The following is a 25,512-nucleotide window of genomic DNA, read 5'->3' on the forward strand; positions in this document are numbered from 1 at the left end:
GCCGCTGCTGATGACCGAACAGCTCACCTTCCGCCAGGTGCTCACCACCGGGCTCGGCCGGATCATCCACTACGGCATGCGCCGCAGCATGGCCTTGGGGTGGCAGGGATTCTGCGGCGACCTCGCCAGGGCGGACGGCGAGGCCCTGCTGGCCGCTGCGCGCGAGACTGGTTCGGTGCTCGGTGAGATCATCGCGGGCGTCTCGGTGCCGTCGCTGGTCTTCCTCCCCTGCGGACGTCCCTTCCGCACGGCTGCTGGCCCGCGGACCGGTGTCGCTGCTCGGCGACGCCGCGCTCGCGATGTTCCCCGCGGGCAGTGGCACGCTGGCAGCGCTGCGGGACGCGAACCTGCGTACCAGCGTGGGGTGTCGGCACACGCCTGGGCGGAGGTCCGCGAGTCGTACCGGATGGCGGAACGGTTGGGCGGGCGTCCCTGGCCGGGGAATTGACGTAGCGGGGCTCAGGCGACTCCGGCCCGCCGGTGCACCCGCCGGTACGCCGACGGCGGTGTCCCGCACAGCTCCACGAACGCCTGCCGCAGCGTCTCGGCCGAGCTGAACCCGCACCGCCGCGCGACGGCGGTCAGCGGCAGGTCCGTGGTGGCCAGCAGCTGCGACGCGGCCTCGGTCCGGGCGCGTCTGACGAACCGGCCCGGCGGCGTCCCGAGGTGCTCCTGGAACAGCCTCGTCAGCTGCCGCTCGCTCAACCCCGCCCGCTCCGCCAGCGTCCGGGTCGACAAATCGCCGTCCGGGTGCGCGGTGATGTGGGCCGCCAGGTCGGCCACCAGGCGGTGCTCGGGCGGCGGCGCGGCGAGGAACATGCTCACCTGCGCCTGGTTGCCCGGCCGCTGCAGGTACGTGACCAGTCCGCGCGCCACCTCGCGCGCCAGGCTGGGCCCGTGATCGGCCTCGACGAACGACAGGGTGAGGTCCAGGCCGCTCGTCACGCCCGCCGCGGTGTGCACGTTGCCGTCCTGGATGAACAGCGGCGCCGGGTCGATGGTGACGTCCGGGTACTGCCGGGCGAGCATGCCGGCCCACATCCAGTGCGTGGTCGCGCGCCGTCCGTTGAGCAGGCCCGCCGCGGCGAGCACCGAGGTTCCCGTGCAGACCGACGCGACGCGCCTGGCCGTCGCGGCGACCCGGCGCACGTGGGTGGTCAGCTTGACGTCCGCGGCGGCTTTCGCGTGCCCCGTGCCGCCCGCGACGATCAGGGTGTCGACCGGGCCGCGGAGCCGGTCGAGCCGGGCCTGGGCGGCCAGCGTGAGGGTGTTCTGGCAGCGGATCGGGCGGCCGTCGAGGCTGGCCAGGGTGACCTCGTAGGCCGGGGTGGCGCCGTAGCGGTTGGCGGCGTCGAGGACGTCCGCCGGGCACGCGATGTCCAGCAGGGCGGCGTCCTCGTACCCGACGATGACCATCCGGCGCATGGCGCAAGGGTAGCCGTCCGTGCGACGACGATCCCAGGTTTTCGGACATCCGGGGCCGATCGGGCCGTCGCGCGGGCCAGGCTGCGGTGCATGAAGACGATCGCTTTCCTGCTGTACCCCGGGCTCACGCCCCTCGACCTGATCGGCCCGCTCCAGGTCCTGGCGTCGTTGCGGCAGGCCGACCCGTCGTTCGAGACCGCGGTGGTGGCCGAGACGCTGGAACCGGTCGCCACGGACGCGGTCGTGTCGCTGGGCGCGGACCGCACTTTTGATGACGTGCCGGCGCCGTACGCCCTGGTGGTGCCCGGTGGGCAGGCCGGCACGCTGCGGGCGCTGACGAACGAGCGGCTGGTGGAGTACGTCCGCTCGGCGAGCGCGCGGGCGACCGTGACGGCGTCGGTCTGCACGGGCGCGCTGATCCTGGGCGCGGCCGGCCTGTTGGAGGGCCGGGAGGCCACCACGCACTGGTCGTTCCTGGAGGCGCTGCGCGAGTTCGGCGCGACACCCGTGAAGCGCCGCTGGGTCGACGAGGGCGCGGTACTGACCGCGGCGGGCGTGTCCGCGGGGATCGACATGGCACTGCACCTGGCGGCGCGCTTCAGCAACGAGGACGTCGCGAAGATCCTGCAGTTCGGAGTCGAGTACGACCCCGAGCCGCCCTTCGGGCCGCTCGACTGGTCGGCCGCGCCGAGGGAGCTGTTCGCCGGCCTGTCGGCGACCTGGGTGCAGGAGGCGCTGGCCGAGGCGCCGGATCTCCAGAAGCGACTGGCCGCGCACGTCTGAGGCGCTGATTTTTCGGCGGGCGGGGCCGCGGGTCCTCCCGGGTCCGTCCCCGGCCGGGGCGGCCCTCGGGGTGTGGGACACGTCGTGGGGTGTGGCCGTGCACGAGTGGGGACGCGGGCTGGTCCATGGCCGGGGCGGCTCTCGGGGTGTGGGACCGTCCTGGGGTGCGGCCGGGACGTGGGTTCGTCCGCGGTTTGGGGCACGTGGGCGCCCCTCGGCTGAGGGGACGTGGGACCGTCCTGGGGGTGCGGTCCCGCGGATCCTCGCAGGCCAGCGACTTGAGGGCACCCCGCTACCGGGCTGTGTGCGGTCCGTAATAAGCTATCCCCCGTCGCCGCCCCTCGGGGAGACGACGGCCGGGCTGTGGCGCAGTTTGGTAGCGCACTTGACTGGGGGTCAAGGGGTCGCAGGTTCAAATCCTGTCAGCCCGACCGGCAGCGGTCCGTTTACGCAGGTAGACGGGCCGCTTTCGCTTTTTCTACACAAGAACCGCCCCGGGGCATGCCACATTCATGCCACACGGGGCGGTTCTCGTTGTTCGCCGTTGTCAGGCTGCCCGCTTGTCCAGTGCGGCGGTCCGCCGGAGGTCTAGAACGTCGGCAGTGCTCGGCGACCTTCACTCCGGTCTACGAGCTTCCGCCTGTTGGTTCGACCTGTCCGGCCGGTTGGTGAGCACGCGTGTTCAGAGTTTCCTTACTTGTTCAAGGCGGCCCCTCCGGGGCCGCTGGCCTCAGCGCCTTTGCCCGCAGCCCAAGCGGAGGCATGCGGCCTGGCGGCCGGTCCTCCGCGGGCTGCGGGGGCGTGAGGAGGCCAGCGGCTCTATCCCGAAGGGGCCGCCAGTGCAACGCTGAAAGATGCCCTCGCCGGGCAGGCAGGCTCCAGGATGACCAGGGGAGTGCAGGCCCGGTTGCGCTGGCAGGGTGGGCGCTTGGTGGTCATCCCGTCGCCTGACCTGATGGCTATCACGCCGCGCTGGGGCCGCAAGGTTGGCAAGTTCGGCCGGCGGATGAGCACGGAGGTTGCGGCCCCAGCGCGGCGTGATCGAGACGCCATCAGGCGACGGGATGACCACCAAGCGCAGGTCTTGCAGGGGCGGGACAGCCTCGTAACGCGGAACGCCTATCTTGCGAGATAGTACGCATGAGTTCAAGAAAAGAGCCAGTTCCGATCCTGCGCGACTACCTATATCTAGATGTCGACAAAGTGAAGTCAATCGCCGGACAGCTTGAGTGGGGCGTCCCAGAAGATACCAGTTTGTCCGAGAAGACCGGTGGCAAGAGGAACTTGGGGTGGGATAAAGCGATCGGTCTCGGCGCAGAAAATAGCCGAGAAGTCATTACGCAACGGTCCGTGCTGGACAGTCTTTTCCCCGATCTTGAAGCCGTCCTAGAAGGCGCTTGGCTACAAGATGTTAGTGAATCGTTCCGAGCTGACAACCCTGGGTTGCACGACGAACTAAAAAAGAAACATCCGGAGGGATCTTTAGTTCGCCTCACCGCTGATTGTTACTTGTTGGACAGTCAGTACCTGACGGAATCTTTTCTCAACCTTTCGCTCACGATCAACGGCGTGCAGTGGTTCGGATCGGAGGTCCTCGCGGCCGCGATGCGCGCCTTGCCTGACACCTCTGAGCAGGCGATTGAAGATGCGATATTGCAAATTCGCGGCCCCAAAGGCGCCGAGATTCCCGACCTCGGCGCCGCTGATGTCGAATCGCGGATGTACGACTTCGGATCTGACATTGGCATTTCTACGGATTACGTCCGTGCCCTAATGCGCACAATCCGGGGAATTGTACCTCCTGGCTTGAATATGTATGCATTTAGTAGCGGCGGCGATGGATCCGTCTCTATGGCTGCCCGACTTCAACGAGAACGGCGATACCTCGATGCCGATCCGGACGTCGTCGCGGCGAATTTTGGCCTGGACAGTCAGCCCTGGACTATCGTTGGCACGATAGGCCACTATTCTAGTGGTGGAAGTGTTCAAACCGCGGAAGAAACGCCGGAGCAGCAGTTCGAAAATTTCATGCAAGGGACTGCTGAAAAGTTTAATCGCGGGAACTTTATTAGACAAATGAGCACAACTCTCTCGCAGTTCGGGCGTCTAGGATTTCTCAACATCCCGCAGCATCCAGGCTTCACCATTGTTCCTATCGCTGTCTATCGAGCGGTAGCGCCAGTGGATACGGAGTCGCTCTGAGGAGTTCGTGTGGCGGTCGCTGGGGATACCACATTCATGCCACACGACACATCCAGGGCATGACAGGCACCGGCAAGCGTTGAGAGGAAAAACCGCAGGTCAGCGGCCATCGAAGGAGTCAGCGCCAGGCCGGGAGAGGGGCGAATAAGGTCAAGGGGTCGCAGGTTCAAATCCTGTCAGCCCGACGGTCTGTGGGAGCCCCCTGGCTCTGGGTGAAAGCCCAGGTCAGCGGGCTTTTTCGTGTTTCATTCGTGGTCGCTCAGCCTCGTCGATTTCAAGATCAGCAGGCGCGTGCAGGAGCGATTCTGGAGTGGATCATGCTTCCGGTGGCAAGTGGGGTCGCCTAACGGCTCCCGCTCGGCTGCTTCTTGGCCAACTGATTTGAATCGAAGACGCAACCATGCAAACACGTTCGCGTTTGTCTGACATGCGCTCATCGGGGGGAAAGCCCTACGAATGGCGCCACGACTTCCAGGACCTGGGCCTGGTCTACCAACAGCGAGCCCAAGCCGCTGTCCGCCCTCACGTCAGGGGCCCCGGCGCGGCCGTGGACTGGACACCCAGCGGCACAAACTCCAGGTCGTGTGCACACCTCAGATCGACTTGCGCAGCGCCTGACGAGCCCCCGAGATCTCCGCGAGATCCAGAGCTCGATGGTGCGGGCTGGACCGTGATCGCTGGTGCGGACGGCCACCGGGCCGACAAAGGACATGTAGGTGGCCAAGCTCGATCGGTGATGCACACAGCTGCCACGGTCCGCCGGCGCGGTGCCCTGCTGGGGTCGCCGGGGCAGGATGGGGGTCATGAGTGGCGAGGTTTGCGTGACGGTTGGTGCGGCGAGCCTATTGCGTGGGCGCGAGTTGGCGATCCCGTGACGGGGCGGGAGTGGACTGAGCATGGCTGGGTGACCGTTACTGACCGGTTGTCTCCGGCTGAGGCGGTTCGCAAGTACGGTCCCATCACTGAGCTGGTGGTTGGTTTTGAGTCCGTCACCTACGGTGAGACCAAATTCGTTGCCAGGCTGCGCCCGGCGAGCAGTGTGTGAACAAGAATCAGCAGCCGTGCGGAACGCACAGCAAGCGGTCTCAGGGGCGCTCGCGATGGGAGATCGAGCGGGCTGACGCGGCGGCCCGAAAGGCACGCGAGGAAGCGGAGGCTGCTGAACAGTGGCAGTGCGAGATGACCACGTCGCCAGCTCTCGGTGCGGTGCTGGAAGTCAAGCCCTGGATGCTTGCTGATGACACGGTGTCCGATGTTGTCGACCGTTACACCGTCGAGCGCACCTACGCCGACCGGACGGTCCAGGCCACTGCGGACAGCGGGGACCGAGTGTTCCTCGCCCGCCACGAGTACACCGGCGGTTGGCACGTCATCTGCGGGCAGCCGACGTCTATGCGGCTGCCATGCCGAGGCGGCGGTGCTGGCGTGCCGTGCAGGGTGCGACACAAGCCAGGGTTGCAGCTGCGTGAGGACTCGTCGTGGACCTGACGCGGCAAGGCATGTCACCCGAGTTGGTTGGTGTCGATGACGCAGGTAGTGGTTCGTCCGCACTCTCGATCAGGCGGGGGTGCCGGACCAGGCAGCTTCGAGGAGGTCGGTGAGGTCCCGAAGGTCGGCCGGGCGGGGGTTGGCGTAGGGCGCGGTCAGTGTTTCTTCAGCGATTGCGCGGAGCTGAGCCCGGCTGACCCCGAGCTCAGCGAGGCTGGTGGGGGCGCCCAGTTCGGTGACCAGCTTGTGCAGGGCGGCTACGGCGACGGGTGCGTCGAGTGCTCGGGCCACAGCGGCAGCCGCGTGTGGTGCTGCGGGCAGGTTGAACGCGGCGACGTGCGGCAGCATCACGGCGTGCGTCTCGGCGTGGGGCAGGTCGAGCATGCCGCCGAGCACGTGGCAGAGCTTGTGGTGGAGGCCCATCGTCGTCGCGCCGAGGCAGGCTCCGCACAGCCACGCGCCCTCCAGTGCGGTCGCCCGTGCGGCACCGTCGGATGCGCCGGTACGGAGAACTGGTAGCGCCTCGGCGAGGTCGCGGATTCCGCGTTCCGCCATGGCCGCTACTGGCGGGGAACTGTCCGGTGCGTACAGCGCTTCCACCGCGTGGGCGATCGCGTTGAGTCCACTGGTGGCGGCGACGGCGGCGGGTACCGTCGCCGTCAGTTCCGGGTCGTAGATCACGGCCCGGGGCAGAACCGAACGATCCCGTCCGGTCCGTTTGCGGGAGTCCTCGGTGATTCCCCAGACCGGGGTCATCTCGGATCCCGCGTAGGTCGTCGGCAACGCGACGTAGGGCAAGCCGGCGCGCAGGGACAGGGCCTTGGCCAAGCCGATCGTCGAGCCGCCGCCGGCGGCGACGCAGCCGTCGGCCCCCAGTTCGGTGGCGACCTCGACGGCGTCGATGACCGTAGCCAGTGGGACGTGCATCCGTGCCCGTTCGTAGACGCCGACGGCGCGGTCTCCCAGGATGGCCGTCGCACGTCTGGCGAGATCGTGCTGAGTGGGCGTGGACAGCACGAGGATTCGGCGCAGGCCGACGTGGTTTGTCTCTTCGGCCAGCCGGGCGACTGAGCCCGCGCCGAAGACGACGCGTGCCGGCAGAGTCTCGTAGACCGCAGCGCTCACGTGACGGCCCGCCTCAGCCGGATGTCGAACCGTGCCCGGCGGAAGGGCGTGGTGACTCCGAACCGCTCGGCCTCTGCTGGGTCGGTCACCTCGGTGAAGTCGGTGACCAAACTCGAACGAACCGCGAAGACCGCGTCGCTGTCCACATAGGGTCCATTCGCGACGAACATGTGCGTGGTCAGCGGTTCGTGGCCGGCGGCATCGGCGATCACGTGGATGTGCGCGGGCCGGTAGGGGTGCCGGGCGGTTGCGGCGAGCAGTGCGCCGACGGGCCCGTCGGTCGGGATCGGGTAGTGGCTCGGCACGACCGTGCGGAACCAGAACTCGCCGTGTTCGTCGGTGTGGAAGAACCCGCGACCGTTGCCGGCGGGCTGGCTGTCGGGCTGCTGGACGTCGTAGAAGCCGTTCTCGTCGCATTGCCAGACGTCGATCGTGGCCCCGCCCAGGGGGCTGCCGTCGAGGTCGGCCACCGATCCGGTGATCACACAGGGCGTGCCCGTCCCGATCAGGTCGATGGAGTCGCCGAGCTTCCGGAGAGGGGAGTCGACCATGTGGAAGGGGCCCAGAACCGTCGACTCGGTGCCCAGGTCGCCGCCGTTGATCGTCTCGACGACCATCGAGATGCCGAGAACGTCGGACAGCAGTACGAACTCCTGCCGCGTCTCGTCGGTCTTGTGCCCGACCGCGGTCAGGAACTCGATGGCCTGTTCCCATTCCCGGTTCGTGAGCCGCAGTTCCCGGACCGCGGCATGGATGTGGCGGGTGATCGTTTCGAGAATCGCTTTCAGCCGTGGGTCCGGGGTGTCGGCGAAGCTGGTCAGGACCGCGCCGAGGACGGTTTCGTCGTTGAGATCCATCAAGCACCTCGCTTGCGGTCGGCGAGCTTGGCCGCGAACCAGTCCGCGACGAGGGCGCTGCGTTCGCTCGAGTGGTTGTAGATCGTGTGCTCGCCGTCGTCCCACACCCTCAGGGTGACGTCGCCGTGATGAGTAGCGGCATCGAGGAACGGCTGTTGTTCGTCGAGGCTGACGAGGGGGTCCTGCCCGCCGTGCAGGACCAGCACGGGGCAGTCGATGCGATCTTCGGACCGTAGTGCGATCCGGTCGAAGTTGTCCTGGATCGAAGCCTGGTCGCTCGTGCCGAGCATTGCGGCAGCCTGCTCGAGGTATGTGCGGAAGGTGAGCAGCCGTGGCCGGGCCGGAGCACCGTTGACGCACACCGCCGCGACGCGCGGGTCGGACGCGGCCGTGGTGGCGGCATACAACCCGCCGTTGCTGTTGCCCCACAGGCCGACGGGGCCGAGGTCCTCGCGCTCGACGAGGTGATCGACGAAGGTCCGGTACGCGGCGCGCACGTCGGCGTCCAGCAGCACTCCTCCCTCGAGCCGTGTCCGGCCCTGCCCCGGCCCCTCGGCCAGAAGCGCCGCGAGACCGCGGCGGTTCAGGGCGTCGGCTTGCCGGAGATACGCCGGGCCCCATCCACTTTGGCCGCCGACGACGACGACCGTGCCCAGCACCGGGCCGCGCGGCAGCAGCAGCCAGCCGAACATCCGGCCGTCCGCGAAGGGAATCTCCACCTCTTGGCAGCGCGGCGGCCGCAACGCTCCGGTCTTCCGCGTCTCGGCGGCGGACAAGGCCGCGGCTCTCGCGGAGACGGTAGCCGTCAGCCGGGAGTAGAGCGCACGCTTGCGGTCACTGTCGGAGTTGAACGCCATCTGGGCGAACACCAGGCAGGCGACCGCCGCTCGGTACGCCTCGTCCGCGCTCACCGTCCAGCCGTCCCGGGCGGCGTCGGCCGCGCGCCGAAGGTGGCGGTCGGCAAGTCCCTCGGCTGCGGCATCCCAAGCCGTTCCGGCGGAGGTGAGGCGCTGAAGTTCGAGCACGTCGCCGAAGTCCATGCCGTAGTCGAGCATCCGCGTCGGCGGCATCGCCCGCCAGAGCACCTCGGCCGGAGGGAGTTCGGCCGTGGTGGTCCGGCCGTCGCCGAGCCAGTGCAGGCGGGTCCGGAGGTCGTCGACAGCCGCCGGGAGGTCGGCGAGGGCACCAGCCCAGAACAGGTGGAAGTCCGGCCGTCCGATGAACGCCTCCACCTCGTTGTCCCGCAGGAACGCGGCGTAGGTGCCATCCACGTCGTCGACATCCGTGCCGGGTACCGCGATGACGACGCCGAGGCGGTCGAGGAAGCCCCGGTGGGCCGGGGACAGCACCGGCCGCGGGTCGGTCGCGCTGACCAGGCTGAATCCCCGTCCTACGACGTCGTCGAACCTGCCCTTCACCCCATCCTTGCTCACGATTCCCTGGGGAGCCAGGGTCCCGGCCAGCGGGGCCGGTCGCCCGTCCGGTCCGTGGTGGACGACTCCGGTATCGAGCGTCGGGAACGGCGGCGGTGGCGGTGCGGTGCCGTCACGGAACGCCTGGTCGCGAGCGGCCGCGGCGGCGGGGTCGTGAGTGTTCGCCACGCGCCCCAGCGCGCTGGAGATCTCCGTGATCGCGGTGGCGTGAGGGCGGCGCTCGGCTTCGTAGGTGTCCAGCAGCTCATCGCCGGCGAGGCCGCTTAGGACGAGGTCCAGCTTCCAGCCCAGGGTGAGCCCGTCTCGCATTCCGGAGCAGGCGCCTTGCCCCATGTAGGGCGGGGTGGTGTGCGCCGCGTCGCCGATCAGGAACACCCGGCCCTGCCGCCAGGTCTCGGCGATCCTGCCCTCGAAGGTGTACACCACCTGGCGCAGGATCCGGACGTCCTCCGGCCCGAGGCCGTGGGTCTCCCGCAGCCACGTCCAGGCGAATTCGGGGCGTTCGAACTCGGCGGCGTCCTCACCACGCAGGACCGCCAGCTCGAACCGTTGCCGGCTCTTTCCGATCGGCATGTGCATCGAGCCGCGGACCGGGTCGCAGTACTGGGTGAGGCTCATGAACCGCTCGGGCAGCGGCCGCAGCCGCTCGGTGTCGAGGTTGAGCCACCGGTCGTCGACACCGTTGTCGGTGCGCTCGATGCCGAGCGAGGCGCGGACGAAGCTGTTGGCGCCATCCGCGCCCACCAGGTATTTCGCGGTGACGCCCCGTTCCTCGCCGCCATGCGACCACTGACCGGTGCGGGACTGGGTCCACGGCCGCGCGGCCAGTTCGACGCCGTCGTCGTGGGGCCGGACAGCGACCACCGCCCAGCCCTGGTTGACCTCGACGTGGCCCGACGCCCGCACGTGGGAGTCGATCGCGTCCTCGATGTCGGGCTGGTAGATCGACAGGTGCGCGGGATGACCGCATGAGCTGCCACTCCAATCCAGTTCGAGGAGCAGTTCGCCCGAACCGTTGAGGTACCGGTAGCTCGACAGGGGAAGCGCGTCCCGGAGGGCGTGGTCGAGGTCACCGACGGCCTGGACGATGCGCGCGGTCTCGCCGTCGATGTGCGTCAGGCGCGGCAGACCGTACAGCGCGGGCCAGCGCTCGAACACCACCACCGAATGCCCGGCCTTGCCCAGGGCGGATGCCAGAACGAGCCCGGAGGGGCCGTATCCGACGACCGCAACGTCGTAGTCGTGGTTCACGATGAGTTCTCCCGTCGGCCCGGAGCGGTTGCGCTCCTTCGAATCGACGTGGACGGTAGGCCGGAAGCCGGGGTGTGCCGATCCGTTTCGCGCCGGCCCGATCCACCTCGCGACGCGAGTTCCCGGCTAGACGGTTGCGACGCCGCTGACCGGAGAGCCGACGGCACCGGGGAGCCGAAGCGGGGGCGCCGTCAGCAGGAAGCGGGCCCGCTCGTGCTGCCGCAGCCATCGAGCGAGGTCCGCCAGATACCACATCTCGCCCAGCGGTATTCCCTGCTTGAAGAGGCAGTGGGTGTGCAGCGGGAGCACGGACTCCGCCCCAGGGGCCGGGTTCAGGCTGAAGGGCTCCACCGCGACGTTGTCGGCCACGATCGCCGAGAGCCCGCAGTCGGTGATCCACTGCAGCAGGCGGTGGTCCTGGCTGTCCAGTACGGCACAGCTGCCGTCCAGCGTCTCCTGTGTCAGGTCGTCGCCGAGGTCGAGCATGATCGCGGTGAGTCCGGTGTGGAGGCACAGGATGTCACCGGCCTCGACGGTCACGTCCTGCGCTTCCATGATCTCCATGAGCATCTCGTAGCCGACGGCGACGCGCTGATGGCCGACCGCCTGTTCCAGGTCGATCAGCACACCTCGGCCCTGAACCCCGGTCTGGGCGATGGTTTCGATGCCGAGCGCGCCGGCGTGCGGTGGCACTGAGCCGTCCGGGGCGCCGACCACGTCGATGTCCGCCCGGTAACCGTTGTAGTAGCAGATCGCAGGCTCGCCGGTGCCGTCGAGATCGAAGACGGCCCCGTGGTGGGCGAAGGAGTCCCACTGGGTCGAGTACTGCAGGTGGAGGACTGCGAGGTCGTCGCTGACGACGTCGGGCACGGTGGGTAGGAAGCGGTGGTTGTGGCCGAGCGGGGTGCTGCTGAGCACCGGTGGCTTGCGCGGCCCAGCGGCATACTCGCCACGAGGGAAGTCGAGCGGGAGGCTGAGCGGGAAGGCGATCCCTTCCCGAACCTCCCGGGTGGCGGCGAGGCGCCGTTCGGCTGTGATCAGGTTCAGGCGGCCGAGCTGGTCGTCGTCACCGAACTCGCCCCAGTTCGAGCCTTCCGGGCGTTGTGTCCATCGCGTCATGGGTTTCCTCCTGGTTTGTCTGGCCGCCTGAGGCGGCCCGTACGATGTGCGCATGGGGCAGACGAGGCCGGGTCTCAAGGACGTCGCGGAACGCGCAGGTGTCGGTGTCTCTTCCGTTTCCCGCGTTCTTTCGGGTCACCCGGACGTGAGCGTGAAAATGCGTGACCGGGTCATGGCGGCGGTCGACGAGATCGGCTACCGGCCGGACATCTTCGCGCGTGGACTTCGTGGTGGGCCCACGATGTCGGTCGGGCTGGTGATCGGTGACATCTCCAATCCACTGTTGTCCGAGATCAGTCTCGGCGCGGAGAGCGAGCTCCGCCGTGCCGGCTACTCCCTCCTGTTCGTGAACTCGATGAACGATCCCGAACTCGAGGCGCAGAACATCCTGCTTTTCCAGGACCGGCACGTGGACGGACTGCTCCTGTCGCTCAGCGCGGAGGACGATGCCGGCGTACTGGCGGCTCTTCGGACCATCCAGGCGCCGTTGGTGCTGATCGACCGGGAGCTCGACGATTCGGGCGAGCAGCTCATGCCGAGCGCGGTGCTGTGCGACCACCGCGGGGGGATGCGTGCGGCCATCGCCCATCTGCTCGATCTCGGACACCGGCGGATCGGGTGCATCCTGGGCGGGCACGCGCGATTCGCGCGCATGCGGCGGCAAGGCGTGGAGGAGGCGTACGCCGAGCGGGGCCTGCCTCCCACCTACAACATCGTCCAGGGCCCGCTCGATGCCGATCACGGCCAGGCGGCGACCTCGCGGCTGCTGGACATGCGGGAGCGGCCGACCGCCCTCGTCGTCGGCGGGAACCAGCTGCTCAAGGGATGCTTGCGCGAACTGCGGTCGCGCCGCGTGGTGGTCGGGGCGGACCTGTCGCTGATCAGCTGCGACGAGACCGATTTGACAGAGATGCACGATCCACCCATCGCGGTCGTGCGGCGTGACACCCACCAGCTGGGGCGGACGGCGGCTGGGCTGCTCCTCCGTCGCATCCAGGATCCCGAAGAGGGCCCAGTCACCACCGTCCACCCCACGCAGTTCGTTCCCCGGGCGAGCGTCGTCCCGGTCCGCGAGACCGCCGGCGCCTGAGGGGCGGCGCCCGCCGCGTGCTGCTACCCGGCCTCGACGCGGTGAAAGCGGATGTAGTCCTCGTCGAGCTCCCAGCCCAGTCCGGGCCGGTCGGGCAGCGTGATGACGCCGTCGACCAGCGACGGCCGGTTCGCGATCAGGTTCCACCAGATCGGGTCCCGCTGCGGATCGAAGCACTCCGCGTAGAGGCCGTGCGGGATCGAGGCGAGGAGGTGGCTTGAGAGCTGGGGCTCCTCGTGGTGAGCCATCTGCACGTCGAAGGCAGCCGCCATCCCGGCGACCCGGCGCCACTCGGTTGGCCCGCCCGTCCACGACGCGTCGAAGTTGCAGACGTCGATCGCGCCGGCGACCATCAGATCGCGGGCACCGCCGGCCGAGTACTCGCTCTGGCCCGCGCACACGCGCACCCCGGTGGCGTACCGGACGTCCCGCATCGCGCGCCGGTCGTTGTGCCACTGGCAGGGTTCCTCCAGCCAGTGCAGGTCGAGGTCGGCGACCCGGCGGGTGAAAGTGATCGCGTCCTGCACGGTCCAGCCCTGATTGGCGTCGGCGGCCAGGATGAAGCCCGGGCCGGCAGCCTCGCGGGCGCGCCGGAACCGCTCGGCGTCCTCGACCGGGTCCGCGCCGCCCACCTTGAACTTCATTCCGGCCAAGCCCCGCTCCTTCAGGACGGCGATCTCGTCCTCGATGCTGAGCGGACTGTCGTAGTAGCCACCGATCGAGATCATCGGCACGGCGTTGCGGTATCCACCCCAGAGCCGCCACAGCGGCTGGCCCACCAGTTTGCCCACGGCGTCCCAGATCGCGCTGTCCACGCACGCGCACGCGACCAAGCCGAGCCGCCGGTCTCGCAGGATGTCGAAGGTTGCGGGGCGCGCGAGCGACCAGCAGCGTTCGACCGCCATCGCGTCCTGGCCGATCAGCCGCGGCTCGATCTCGCGGTGAATGATCGCGTCGATCTCCAGAAGGGCCGCGTCCTCGTCGCCGGCGTAGGCTTCGCCGACGATCCCTTCCTCCGTGTACACGCGGGTGACGATGGTCGAACGGTGGCTCATCTGGTAGTAGCTGCCGCGGAAGACCCGGGCCAGCGGAACGCGGATCGGAACGGTCTCGATCTTGCGGATGGTCAGTCCCGTCAACGTGGGGATTTCCGCCGCGACCGGCGAAACATCGAGCGGCATGGTTGATCGGACTCCTCTGTCTAATGTCTGGGAACGTTACCAGAATAGCAGCATGGAGAAGTGTCCTCCAACCTTCGCTCCGGCGACCCCAAGTGGCCGTTCATCCAGCGGCTGACCAGGGATTATGTGGAACAGGATTCAGTGCTTGGCCGATCGGAGCCTCGACTGGTAAGGTTTCCAGCCAGCAGGCGAGTACACGACGGAGGCCGAGCCATGACGACGATCGATGCCGAACTACGCCGGAAGAACCGGGAGGCCGTCGAGACGTTCATCGACACGAACAAGCGGGACCAGTACCTCGACCAGTGGGCCGACGACGGTGTGAAGGAACTGCCGTTCGCCGTGCTGGAGGAAACGCGCTGGGCCGGTATCGCCGAGATCCGCCGGAACAGCGAGGAGAACGCCGTCCGGCGGGCCGGGGGTGACGCCTCCCGGCTCGACCTCCGTATTTTCGAGGGTGCCGATCCGAACGTCTTCTGGGTGACCAACCGGTGCTCCGAGGAGAAGACGTTCAACGGGGCGCCCTACCCGCAGCGGTACGTCCACCAGCTCGTCCTGCGGGACGGGAAGGTGGTCGTCTACCGGGAGTTCTTCAGCTCCTTGGTGCTTGAGCGCGCACTGCTCCGCCAAGCGCCACCCGGCTTGCCCGGCTGGACCCCGGTCGCCTATGACCCCCCACGGGAATTCGACCAGGCCGCCGCGACAGCCGCCGCGGAGAGTGCGCGCGTCGTCGAGGCCTGGCTGACGGCGGACCTGTCGGACCCGAAGTCCCGGGACGAGCTGTGGGCCGACGATGCGCTCTTCGAGTTCCCGTTCGCCCCGCCGAACCAGGCGAAGGCGGCCTGGCGCGGCCAGGAAGAACTCAGAGCCCGCGCCGAGTGGTTCGCCGAGAATTTCGCGGGCTGCGCCCACGTTGACATCGAGCTGTTCCCGTCGGTGGACCCGGGCCTGGTGTGGGCACGCAGCCGGATGGCGGACACCGCCACCGCTTTCGGCCGGCCCTACCCGCAGAGCTACCTCTTCGCGTTCAACGTGCGCGACGGTCTGGTGCAGCTGGCGCAGGTCTACCACGACCCGCTGCTGGTGGCGACCGTGCTCCCGTTGGCCGGCTGAGCATGCGAGAGTACGAGCTCGCGCTGGGCGGGACCTGGCGGCCGGCGGTGTCCGGGGCCACGTATGAGACGGTGAACCCGTACACGGGGCGGGCCTGGGCGCGGGTGCCGGACGCCGGCGCGGCGGACATCGACGCCGCCGTCCGCGCGGCGCGGACCGCGCTCGACGGCGTGTGGGGGCAGCTGTCCGGATTCGACCGTGCCGCGCTCATGCGGCGGCTGGCGGACATCGTGGAGCGGGACGCCGACCGGCTGGCGGTCGTCGAAACCACGGACAACGGAAAGCTCCTCAGGGAGACCCGTCAGCAGGCGGCCGGGTTGGCGGCCTGGCTACGCTACTTCGCGGGACTCGCCGACAAGCTCCACGGCGACACCATCCCGTCGGCCAAGCCGAACTACTTCGTCTACACCCGCCCAGAGCCGGCGGGCGTGATCGCGGCCATCGTCCCGTGGAACTCGCCGCTGGCCCTGCTGCACTGGAAGCTGGCGCCGGCACTGGCGGCGGGATGCACGCTCGTCGTCAAGCCGTCGGAGTCGACGCCGGTGTCCGCTTTGGAGTATGCCCGGCTGTTCGAGGAAGCCGGCTTCCCGCCCGGGGTGCTGAACGTGATCACCGGGCAAAGCGCCGAACTGGGCAGGGCGCTGGTCGACCACCCGGGCGTCGACAAGATCGCCTTCACCGGATCGCCGGCGGTCGGAGCGGCGATCGCCGCGAGCGCGGGGGCCCGGCTGACGCCGGTCCTGCTGGAGCTGGGCGGCAAGTCCGCCCAGGTCGTCCTGCCGGACGCCGATCTTGAGGCCGCGGCGAACGGCGTGATCGCCGGCATCTTCGCCGCCGGCGGGCAGACCTGCATCGCAGGCTCCCGGCTCGTGGTCCACCGTGACGTCCGCGAGCAGCTGCTCGGACTGATAGTCGATCGGGCAAAGGCCATCCGGCTGGGCGACCCACTCCTGCCCGACACGGAGATGGGGCCGCTGGCGAACCAGCGACAGCTGGACACCGTCCTGGGGTTCATCGACCGTGCGGTCGCGGCAGGCGCCTCTGTTGTCACGGGCGGCCGGCGTGATCCCGAGCTGGGTGGACTCTTTGTGGAGCCGACGATCCTCACCGACGTGGTGCGCGACGCCGAAATCGCGCAGAAGGAGGTCTTCGGGCCGGTGCTGGCCGTGTTGGACGTCGCGAGCGAGGAGGAGGCGATCGCCGTCGCCAACAGCACCGAATTCAGCCTCGGGGCCGGCCTGTGGACCTCGGACGTCGGGCGGGCCCATCGTGTCGCCGCCCGGCTGCGCGCCGGCACCGTGTGGGTCAACAGCTACCGCGCGGTCGCGCCGAACGTGCCCTTCGGCGGCAGCGGAGCCAGCGGCTGGGGGCGCGAAAACGGCCGCCACGCCGTTGACGAGTTCCTCCACACGAAAGCGGTGTGGATCGAGACCGCGGGCGAAGTCCGCGATCCGTTCGTCGTCGGCTGACCGCCGGCATCCCGTCCACCCATGACTGGTCAAAGGAGATCAGGAAGACATGGCCACACCCACCGACCCGCCACGTGAAGCGGGTGAACTCACGTCACGCCGCTCGGCCCGTGCGATCATCGCGGGCAGCGCGGGCACCTTCATCGAGTGGTACGACTACGGCCTCTACGCCTACGTCGCCGGGATCGTATTCGCCCCACTGTTCTTCCCGCCGAGTGCCGGCAGTGCCGCGACGATCGGGACCTTCGGCGCGTTCGCCGCGGGCTTCATCGCGCGGCCGATCGGCGGTATCGTGCTCGGCGCCTTGAGCGACCGTTGGGGCCGGCGCCCGATCCTGCTGGCCTCCATCGTGCTGGTCGGTGTGGCCACCGCGGCGATCGGGTTCATCCCGCCGTACGCGTCCATCGGAGTCTGGGCACCGGTGCTGCTGGTCCTCTGCCGGGTCGCCCAGGGGTTCGGCACGGGTGCCGAGCTCGGCACCGCGATGGTCTATGTGAACGAGTCCGCGCGGCCGCGCACCAAGGGCTTCCAGACGTCGTTCCTCTACAACGCCACCATGGCCGGGTCGATCCTGTCATTGGTCTTCTTCGCCGCGATCAACCTCGTGGTCGGCCAGGCCGCGTTCGTGGCATGGGGCTGGCGCATCCCGTTCCTGTTCGCCGGGGTTCTGACAGTGCTCGCGCTCATCCTTCGCCGTGGGATGGAAGAGACCGCGGAGTACCGACGTGTCGAGGAGGCGCGCGCCCAAGGGCGCATCGCTCGCAGCCGGGCGAACCCGCTCGCCGCGATCAGGGCAGCGTTCGCCGCGAGCCCACGGAACTACCTCGCGGCCTTCCTCATGCCGACCGCCAGCAACGTGATCGGGTACGTGGCCAACGCCTTCGGCATCAGCTACATGGCCAACCAGCTCAAGCTCACCTTCTCCCAAACGGCCCTGGCACTGCTCGTCATGTACGTGGCCGGTGTCGTCGCTCTGCCCCTGTGGGGAAAGGCGTGCGACCGCTGGAGTGCGAAGACCGTCCTCCTCGTCGGCGCGATCGCCGGGATTCTGCTGGCGTTCCCGTACTTCGCGCTCCTCGGCACGCGGAACATGACCCTGGTCGTCATCGCGGGCGCAGTCCTCTGGGCGGTTTGCTGGTCCCCGAGCGTCGTCGCGCAGCTGGTGATCGGTCCGGTGCTCTTCCGCACCGAGTCGCGCGCCGCGGGTTTCACCTCGTCCCGCGAGCTCCAGCAGGCGCTCGTCGCGGGGCCGACCCCGCTTCTCGCTGCGGCCCTGATCATCCAGCTGGACGGCGCGCCGTGGTTGGTCGCGGGGCTGATCGTGGTGGCCCAAGTCGTCACAGTGTTCTCGATCCGGCTCGGCAAGCCGCAGCTCTCGGCCGCCGAGATCGGCGCGGTGCCCGCGCATCGGGGCCTCACCGCCGCCGATCGCGAGCCGGCGAAGGCATGAGGCCGGGCGGATGTCGAGTTCGGCCTTGCTGGAACGGTATTCGGTGCTGCGCGCCTCCGACATCGACGCGTTCCGGACGTCGGTGTCCCAGGTCCTCACCCCGCACCGGCTGACCCCGCACCGCGGACGCGGCGCCGTGACCGCCGATGTCGCCGTTGCCCCGCTGGGTCCACTCTCGCTGGTTTACGGCCAGCATCGCGGGGCCGAGCTCGGGGTGACGCTGACCGAGCAGATCGACTACTACGACGTCAACCTCTCGTGGGGCGGGCACAACCGCATCACCTGCGGCGCCGACGAGATCGTGGTGGACCGGAACACCGCCGGGATCATCTCACCGTCGATGCCGGTGAGCATGCGGCTGAGCGCCGAGTACCGGCAGCTCCACGTCCGGATCGAGCGCGCTGCGCTCGAGGCTCGCCTCGAGGAACTGCTCGACCGCCCGATCACGACGCCGTTGGTGTTCCGCCCCGCGATGGACCTGCGCGCCCCGGCCGCCGGGACGTGGGCGCGGGCGGTGACTCTGCTGGTCGGCGACCTGGGAACGGGCACGGGGCTGGCGGCGGCTTGGACACTCGGCGACAACCCCTGGTCGGCGTTTCTGATGAGCGGCCTGCTGCTCGCCCAACCACACAACTACAGCGCCCAGCTCGCCGGCAGCCGCGCCTACGCCCACCGGCCCGGACCACTGCGGCGGGCTGTCGAGCTCATCGAGACCCGGCCCGGCAGCGACCTGTCATTGGAGCGGCTCGCGCGCCACGCAGGAGTGAGCTCTCGCTCGCTGCAACGCCATTTCCAAGATCACATCGGCGTCTCACCGCGCGAGTACGTTCAGCGCATTCGGCTCGCGCGTGTCCGCGACGAGCTCGCCGCCGCCGGTCCGGGATCCGGCGTGACGGTGACGGAGGTGGCCCTGCGATGGGGCTTCACCCACGTTCCGCGCTTCGCCGGCGCTTACCGACGCCGCTTCGGCGAGTCACCCTCGACCACCTTGCGCGCACTCCCCGAGGGGACGCGCACCGACACTTCGAACCTTCAGGAGGAACTATGACCACACAGGCTCTTTCGTCCGTGACGGTGCCGCTGCAGTACGCAGACCCGGCCGAGCCTGCCGGGATCTTCTACGCCGGCCAGCACGCTGCTTCCACAGCCCGCTTCCGCTCCGTTGACACCACGATCACGAACGCCCGCCCGATCAGCGAGGACTTCCGTCTCGACGTGCACGGGTTCGCTCTGGTCGAGCACCAGACGAAGGTGCAGGACTTCACCGACGTCGAGGAGGTGGAGCGGGTCTACACGGCTGAGCTCGAGGAGCTGGTCAAGGCGGCGACCGGTGCGGTGAAGGTCGTTGTCTTCCACACGATGGCGCGCTTCGAGGACGGCGAGAAGCGGGGCGAACGCCCACCGGCGCGCGCGGCGCACGCCGACTACGACGGCGCGAGCTTCGAGGTCTGGATCCGCCGGGCCATGGGCGCCGAGGCCGACGAGTGGCTGGCGGGACGCTGGTCGGAGATCAACGTGTGGCGCGGCATCCGTCCGGTCGAACGGGTTCCTCTCGCTGTCGCCGACGCCCGCACCACCGGTCTGGACCAGTACGTGCCGGTCCCGATCCACGAACGACCGGACCAGCCGACGCCGTTCATCGGCCTGAACCTCGTGCACCACCCGAACCAGCGCTGGTACTACTTCCCGGACATGCAGCCGGACGAGGCGCTGCTGTTCCGCCTCTGGGACACCGACTCCTCGGTACCGTTCCCGGTGGCGCACAGCGCGATCGACGATCCCACCTCGCGCCCCGACGCAGCCCCGAGGGCCAGCGTGGAGGCACGCACCGTGGCGTTCTTCCGTTGAGAGAGGCTGATTTGCGCTCGTAGACAAGGTCTGCTCGTCGCGCGGTTGGTCTCGGGGGGCCCGGGGGACCGGCAGCCACGCCGCCTGTGCCGGCGAGCGGAGGGATGCCGCAGACCACGGCCGTCGACACGTTTCCGGACGCGAACAGGAAGGTCATATGACGAAATTCTTCCGGCCCATGCCGAATCGAGTCACGGTTCGCGAGTTCGCGATCAGATCGGCCATCTCTTGGCACACAGCCCAAAAGCAGTAATGCCGAGGACTCGAACCTGCGTGGCCAGGCGTACGGGCTGTCCGATTCCGCGGCACATGACGAGTGCAAGTCGCGAGCAGCGCCCTGCGCGGTGATCGGCCAGGAGCGGCTCCTCAATGGACCTGAACGATCCGCGCAGACTTGTGGAAGCCATGTTTCGCGAGTCGGCGCGGCGTCGGCCGCACAGTTCACGCCGAAGGGGTCATTCGTCTAGCCGTCGATGCCAGGTCGCGCCGACGGAGCGGGACGCGCGCAATGGGCTGTGGGGACGGAGCGAAAGTGGAGCCGCGAATGTTCGCATTGTTCGCTGAACCTTCCCGAGCGTGTCGCAACTGTCCCGCCTTACGCAGGGTATTCTCTGTTTTCGCAGGTCAGCGCTCTGTGCCGACCACGCTGGGGGAGAAGTTTGACCTGTAGTAAAGGGGTCGGCCCTTCGATTTCCGGCGGTTGTCTGATCGAAGAACCTTGATAGTAGCTCTCGTCCGCTACCATGCCGCGGCCGGAACCTCGATCAGGGGCCGGGCGCGGTGAGGTGCTGAGTATTCCCGGCGTTCCTCGTTTGCCTCGGCTCGTTGAGGCGTAGGGCGGTGTGGCTGTTGGTCTGCTCGACAAGGCTGGACCCAACCCTTCTTTTGGAGCTTTCGGGTGGCACTCAGCGGTGCGTCGCAGGGCCACGAGGGGCGTGGCCGGCAACCGCCCGGTGAACTGAGTCAAGAAAGCGGCTCGTCGCCTCAGCGTTGTTGTTCATGTTTCGCCGTGCGCTGCCGCGCAGCTCGTCGCTGTTCTCTTCGCGATGGTGCAACTCGACCCCGCCTTGACGTCGCGACATTTGGGAGGAATCCGACACTCCACTTGTTCTGCCATCTTTCGGGCTTTGTGATCCGGGGTTGCAGAGATGTGCTTGAGAGTCGGCAGTTGATGGCTTGTTGTCCGTTTTCTCGGCTGTTGGAAAATAGCGACCGGTTCAACGAGTGGCAATTGGCGACCGTCTTGATCACGCTGTGCTGATTAGCCTTTTCGGACTATTTTACTTATGTCAACTATCTGTGAGTCTGATCTTCGCTCTGGGTGGGTTGGGACCACCCGCTTGGGGATGAGGGGACCTCTTCGTGAAGTCACGTCGTGGGTGGTTGCTGCTCGGAATCGCGGTGGTGACGGCCGTCGCGTCCGCGGTTGCGGTCCCGCCGGCTTCGGCTGTGAGCGCGGGCCTGGTGCCGGATTCGGCTCCGGATGAGGCGACCGCGGCGCTCTGGGCGCAGCAGGGTGATAAGCCCGTGGTGGTGTCGTCGGCGACCACCGAGACCTCGGAAACGGTCGCCAACCCCGATGGGTCCTGGACGCTGACTGAATACACCCATCCGGTACGGGTGAAACAGGGCGCTACCTGGGCTCCGATCGACACGACACTGGTCAAGCGGGCGGACGGAAGCGTCGGGCCGAAGGCGACGACCGTCGATCTGGCGCTGAACCCGGGTGGGGCCGGGTCGTCTGGTGTGCCGATCGTGACCGCTGGAGATGGTGACGGCCACTCTGTCGGCCTGGTCTGGACCTCCGATCTGCCGGTGCCGACGCTGGCTGGGGACACGGCCACCTACGCGGAGGTGCTGCCCGGCGTGGACTTGCAGGTGGAGGCGGTGCCGGAAGGCTACATGCAGAAGGTGGTGGTGAAGACCCGCGAGGCCGCGGACAATCCCGCTCTGGCCACCATCCCCTTCGGGCTCTACACCAAGAACACCACGGTCGACCTCGCGGAAGGCGAAGGACACGGCACGCCGACGGACTCCACAGAGGCGACCGACGGCTTCGTGGTCAAGGATCCGGAAGGCAAAGTGCTCTTCGACGGGGACGCGTCGCGCATGTGGGACTCCGCCGGTGAGGGATCGGAAGCGGAAGCCCAGCTGGGGGAAGGCGGTGGCCGGCACGAATCCGTGATGGAGGTCGAGCTGACCGATGACCAGGTGAAGGTCTCGCCGAACCAGGAGTTCCTGGATGATCCGGAGACGCAGTACCCGGTCACCCTGGACCCGGACAACTGGTGCACTTCGTGCGGGATTCAGGCGCACGTCGTCGTGCAGTCCGGTTACCCGGCCGCGCACAACTACAACGCCACCGCCGGTGATCTCTCCGATCTCAAGGCCGGGTACGAGAACTACGACGCCGCGGGTGTGTCGCGCTCCTACATCCAGATGAACGCCGCCCAGTTCGCCGGCACCGTCGTGAAGTCCGCATCGTTGAACGCGACGGTCTTGCATTCCTACAACTGCTCGGGAACCAGCCCGACCGACCTGTGGCTGGCCGGCGCGATCGACGGGAACACGACGTGGAACGCCCAGCCGATCTGGGGCTCGAAGCTCGGTTCGAGCAACGTTGCGAACTGCAACGACGCGCCGAACGTGATCGCCCAATTCGACGCGACCGCGGGGGCACAGACGTCGGCGAACCAGCGCTGGCCCAACGTCACGTTCATGCTCATCGGCAGCACCGAGAACTCGGTGTCGGCGTGGCGGCGATTCGCGCTCAACCCTTACCTGCAGGTCAACTACAACTCCTACCCGAACACGCCCTGGAACCTGACGATGCAGCACGGCGCGCTGAAGTGCGTCCAGGGTGCCAATCGGCCGTGGATCCAGACCAAGACCCCGCAACTGGTCGGCCTGGTGTCCGACCCCGATGGCGGAACATTGTTCGCGGGTTTCGCGCTGGGGGCCGGCACTGCAGGGCACAGCACCAACGTGCACGACAACGCGGGAAGCCTGGTCACTGTGGGCACCCCGGGCCCGAACCAGGCGGCGACCGCGCAGTTCGCCGCCGTGCCCGCGGGATGGATCACCGGCGACGGTATCTACAACTGGTCGATGCAGGTCAACGACGGCCAGCTGTGGTCACCCTGGGTGGGCAGCTGCGAGTTCTACGTCGACTCGACCGTGCCGCTGGCGCCGACAGTCAGCATGACCGGCACCTCACCCGCCTACCAGGGCGACACCGCGCACTTCAGTGTCTCCGTCGGGATGGCCACAGCCAACTTCTACGACATCGACCACTTCATCTACACCACCGACGGTTCCGAACCACAACCGCAAGGGTCGCCGAGTATCACGGCGACGAAGGCCACCGACGCGAGCGGAAAGATGATCGCGACTGCGAACCTGTCCGCAATCGCCGTCAACGGGAACCAGAACTACATCAAGGTCAAAGCCGTCAACAAAGCCGGCACCCCCGGCCCTGACGCCACCTGCGTCGCCAGCGGGAACCTCGATGCTCCGTCCTGCACCTTCCACGTCCTCCCGTTCACCCCGGCCGTGGGACTGGTCGGCGCGTGGCCGCTCGACGAAATGGGCGGCCGGGTGCTGGCCGACACCGCCAACACCACGCCCGACAACGCCGGGCTGACCGTGCACGGCGCGGAGCTCCTCGGCGGCGGTGACTGGATCGCCGGCTACGACCACGGCAACTCCTGGACCCATCCGGACACCGGGGGCTACAGCGAGGGAACCAAGGGCGCGCTGACCCTGGACGGTTCGAGTGGCTACGTCGACACCACAACCGGTCCCGTGGCGGACACGACGAAATCCTTCAGTGTCGGCGCCTGGGCGAAGCTCAACAACACCAACGGTTACCAGACCGTGGTCTCGCAGGACGGCAACCAGGCCAGCGGCTTTTACCTGCAGTACTCAAAAGCCGACAACGCCTGGGCGTTCAGCATGACCACCGCCGACCAGGCCAACGCCACCACGGTCCGGGCCAAGTCCACGAGCCCGCCCACGGTCGGCGTCTGGACCCACCTCGTGGGCACCTACGACGCATCCACCGGCACCACCACCCTCTACGTCGACGGAGTCAAGCAGTCCACCTCGGTCGGAGCCGGATGGGCCTCGACGGGCAGGCTCGTGATCGGCGCCGCGAAGTTCAACGGCGTCCGCACCGACTACCTCGCAGGCCAGGTCGACGACGTCCAGGTGTGGCAGCGAGTCCTGTCCGCGCAGGAGGCACACGACTTCGCCAACGCTCCCGCGCCCGTGTCGAAGTTCGGCCTCGCAGAGGGCTGCGTCACCGCCCTCGGCACCACGGCACCGTCCCTGCAGAGCAGCTGGGCTCTCGATGAAGGCAGCGGCGCCACCGCGAACGACACCAGCCCGTTCGGCAACGCGATGACGCTCAACAACGGCTACACCTGGACCACCGGCCAGCAGGGGAGCGCCGTCCATTTCGACGGCACCGGCGCCTACGCCAACGCCGCTCCGCCAGTCGACACCACCCAGTCGTTCACGGTGTCGGCCTGGGCGAAACTCGACGACCTCAACGGCTACTACACACTCCTTTCCCAGGGCGGAACCAATGAGGCCGCTTTCCAGTTGCGGTACTCGCCCGACGTCAAGCGCTGGGTCTTCGGGATGACCTCCGCCGACGACAACAGCACCGACCTCTACCACTGGGCGATCGGCTCGCAGGCCCCGCAGGCGGGTGTGTGGACCCTGCTGACGGGCGTCTTCGACCAATCGACCATGCGGGTGCGGTTGTATGTCAACGGCAAGCTCGAAGGGCAGAACGTCGTCCCGACGGCCTGGAGCGCGGTCGACACCTTCACCGTCGGGGCCTACCTCGGTGTCAACAACTTCTTCAAGGGATCTGTGGACCGGGTCCAGGTGTGGGGCCAGGCGCTGACCGACGACCAAATCGCATCGCTCGCCGGGTTCAGCTACTTCGACTCGATCCGCAAGACCACCGGAACCGGATCCGGCCCCGTCAGCCTCACCGAAGCGCCTGACGCCTGCTCGGCCCAGTTCCCGAGACCATGGACCGGGCAGGTCGACGCCGGGCGCCCGGCAGGCTTCCGCACCGACCGCTCCTACACCGTCGAAGCCTGGGTCTACCACCGGTGGACTTCCGACGACGTCGCCGTCGGCGGCGCGGTCGACCCGAACGGGCGAGCCGTGGTCGGCGTGGACGATTCCCAGTACTCGCCGATCCTGCTCGGGTACCACAGCTGGAACGACGCCAACGGCACCCCGCACCCGAAGTGGACGCTGCTCGTCAGCAACTCCACCACGGGCCCCGGCGCGTGGTACGCGATCAGCGACGCCGACGCCGCGAACAACACCTGGGTCCACCTCGCCGCGACCTACGACGCCTCCACCCACACCATCGCGCTCTACGTCAACGGCGTGAAGCAGCACACCTACGCCAACACCCCAGACGGAGGCGGAGTCACCAGCCGCGCGAGCACCGGAACCCTGTTCCTCGGCCGCGGCGTGTGGAGCGGCCAGAGCTCCGATGGATGGTACGGCGGCCTGGCCGGTGTGCGGATCTACCAGGGTGTGCGCGGTGGTGGCGACATCGCGTACGACGCCAAGACCGATGACCCGGGCAGCCTTTCCGGTGTCAGGCACCTCTGATCCACGTCCCGCTTCCCGAGAGACAAGGGCGA

General features: G+C 68.2%; 17 protein-coding genes and 1 tRNA gene. 12 read left to right on the forward strand and 6 right to left on the reverse strand.

The genetic code is table 11. The features are described from left to right. Positions 1-10: 10 nt before the first annotated feature. Positions 11-448, forward strand: coding sequence for a hypothetical protein (locus tag L2C96_RS16970; RefSeq protein ID WP_237336887.1), 438 nt, complete (start codon positions 11-13; stop codon positions 446-448). Positions 449-459: 11 nt separating this feature from the next. Here L2C96_RS16970 and L2C96_RS16975 read toward each other — a convergent pair whose 3' ends face one another. Further along, positions 460-1,425 (reverse strand): GlxA family transcriptional regulator, encoded by a 966-nt coding sequence (locus L2C96_RS16975; RefSeq protein WP_372491229.1) that lies wholly within the window; start codon positions 1,423-1,425, stop codon positions 460-462. Positions 1,426-1,515: 90 nt separating this feature from the next. On the opposite strand from L2C96_RS16975, the gene L2C96_RS16980 reads away from it, so the two are divergent. From L2C96_RS16980 to L2C96_RS16995, 4 genes are all read left to right on the forward strand, one after another. Then, positions 1,516-2,208, forward strand: coding sequence for a DJ-1/PfpI family protein (locus L2C96_RS16980; protein WP_237336888.1), 693 nt, complete (start codon positions 1,516-1,518; stop codon positions 2,206-2,208). Positions 2,209-2,565: 357 nt separating this feature from the next. Further along, positions 2,566-2,639, forward strand: a tRNA-Pro gene (locus L2C96_RS16985). A gap of 709 nt (positions 2,640-3,348) precedes the next feature. After that, positions 3,349-4,410, forward strand: a complete 1,062-nt coding sequence (locus tag L2C96_RS16990; protein ID WP_237336889.1) for a DUF6414 family protein — start codon at positions 3,349-3,351, stop codon at positions 4,408-4,410. A 1,041-nt stretch (positions 4,411-5,451) separates the two neighbouring features. Further along, positions 5,452-5,898 (forward strand): hypothetical protein, encoded by a 447-nt coding sequence (locus L2C96_RS16995; protein WP_237336890.1) that lies wholly within the window; start codon positions 5,452-5,454, stop codon positions 5,896-5,898. A 69-nt stretch (positions 5,899-5,967) separates the two neighbouring features. Here L2C96_RS16995 and L2C96_RS17000 read toward each other — a convergent pair whose 3' ends face one another. The 4 genes from L2C96_RS17000 to L2C96_RS17015 form a co-directional block, all read right to left on the reverse strand. Beyond that, complete coding sequence (locus L2C96_RS17000; protein ID WP_237336891.1) at positions 5,968-7,023, reverse strand: maleylacetate reductase; 1,056 nt, start codon at positions 7,021-7,023, stop codon at positions 5,968-5,970. Next, positions 7,020-7,880, reverse strand: coding sequence for a dioxygenase family protein (locus L2C96_RS17005; RefSeq protein WP_237336892.1), 861 nt, complete (start codon positions 7,878-7,880; stop codon positions 7,020-7,022). Before L2C96_RS17005 ends, L2C96_RS17000 begins: the two co-directional genes overlap by 4 nt. Beyond that, positions 7,880-10,564, reverse strand: a complete 2,685-nt coding sequence (locus L2C96_RS45080) for a bifunctional 3-(3-hydroxy-phenyl)propionate/3-hydroxycinnamic acid hydroxylase (RefSeq protein ID WP_237336893.1) — start codon at positions 10,562-10,564, stop codon at positions 7,880-7,882. Before L2C96_RS45080 ends, L2C96_RS17005 begins: the two co-directional genes overlap by 1 nt. Positions 10,565-10,690: 126 nt before the next feature. Then, positions 10,691-11,683, reverse strand: a complete 993-nt coding sequence (locus L2C96_RS17015) for a cyclase family protein (RefSeq protein ID WP_027935162.1) — start codon at positions 11,681-11,683, stop codon at positions 10,691-10,693. 52 nt (positions 11,684-11,735) lie between these two features. Between L2C96_RS17015 and L2C96_RS17020 the strand changes: the two genes are divergently transcribed. Then, complete coding sequence (locus L2C96_RS17020; RefSeq protein ID WP_084022780.1) at positions 11,736-12,773, forward strand: LacI family DNA-binding transcriptional regulator; 1,038 nt, start codon at positions 11,736-11,738, stop codon at positions 12,771-12,773. 23 nt (positions 12,774-12,796) lie between these two features. On the opposite strand, the gene L2C96_RS17025 is transcribed toward L2C96_RS17020, so the two are convergent. Beyond that, positions 12,797-13,954 (reverse strand): mandelate racemase/muconate lactonizing enzyme family protein, encoded by a 1,158-nt coding sequence (locus L2C96_RS17025; RefSeq protein WP_237336894.1) that lies wholly within the window; start codon positions 13,952-13,954, stop codon positions 12,797-12,799. Between the two features lie 213 nt (positions 13,955-14,167). On the opposite strand from L2C96_RS17025, the gene L2C96_RS17030 reads away from it, so the two are divergent. From L2C96_RS17030 to L2C96_RS17055, 6 genes are all read left to right on the forward strand, one after another. Beyond that, positions 14,168-15,067: a nuclear transport factor 2 family protein gene (locus L2C96_RS17030; protein ID WP_237336895.1), complete on the forward strand. Its 900-nt coding sequence runs from the start codon at positions 14,168-14,170 to the stop codon at positions 15,065-15,067. 2 nt (positions 15,068-15,069) lie between these two features. Then, entirely contained in the window at positions 15,070-16,536 is a 1,467-nt protein-coding gene (locus L2C96_RS17035) for an aldehyde dehydrogenase (protein WP_237336896.1), read from the forward strand. Between the two features lie 49 nt (positions 16,537-16,585). Beyond that, positions 16,586-17,986: an MFS transporter gene (locus tag L2C96_RS17040; protein WP_237336897.1), complete on the forward strand. Its 1,401-nt coding sequence runs from the start codon at positions 16,586-16,588 to the stop codon at positions 17,984-17,986. Between the two features lie 43 nt (positions 17,987-18,029). Beyond that, positions 18,030-19,034, forward strand: a complete 1,005-nt coding sequence (locus tag L2C96_RS17045) for an AraC-like ligand-binding domain-containing protein (protein WP_237336898.1) — start codon at positions 18,030-18,032, stop codon at positions 19,032-19,034. Continuing rightward, entirely contained in the window at positions 19,031-19,834 is an 804-nt protein-coding gene (locus tag L2C96_RS17050) for a CmcJ/NvfI family oxidoreductase (RefSeq protein ID WP_237336899.1), read from the forward strand. The genes L2C96_RS17045 and L2C96_RS17050 overlap by 4 nt, the downstream gene beginning before the upstream one ends. 1,362 nt (positions 19,835-21,196) lie before the next feature. Then, the gene (locus tag L2C96_RS17055) at positions 21,197-25,480 is read left to right on the forward strand and encodes a LamG-like jellyroll fold domain-containing protein (RefSeq protein ID WP_237336900.1); all 4,284 of its coding nucleotides are present in this window, start codon (positions 21,197-21,199) and stop codon (positions 25,478-25,480) included. The last annotated feature ends 32 nt before the right edge of the window (positions 25,481-25,512 follow it).

It is taken from the genome of Amycolatopsis tucumanensis (assembly GCF_021654135.1).
In the GTDB taxonomy this organism is placed as follows: domain Bacteria; phylum Actinomycetota; class Actinomycetes; order Mycobacteriales; family Pseudonocardiaceae; genus Amycolatopsis_E; species Amycolatopsis_E tucumanensis.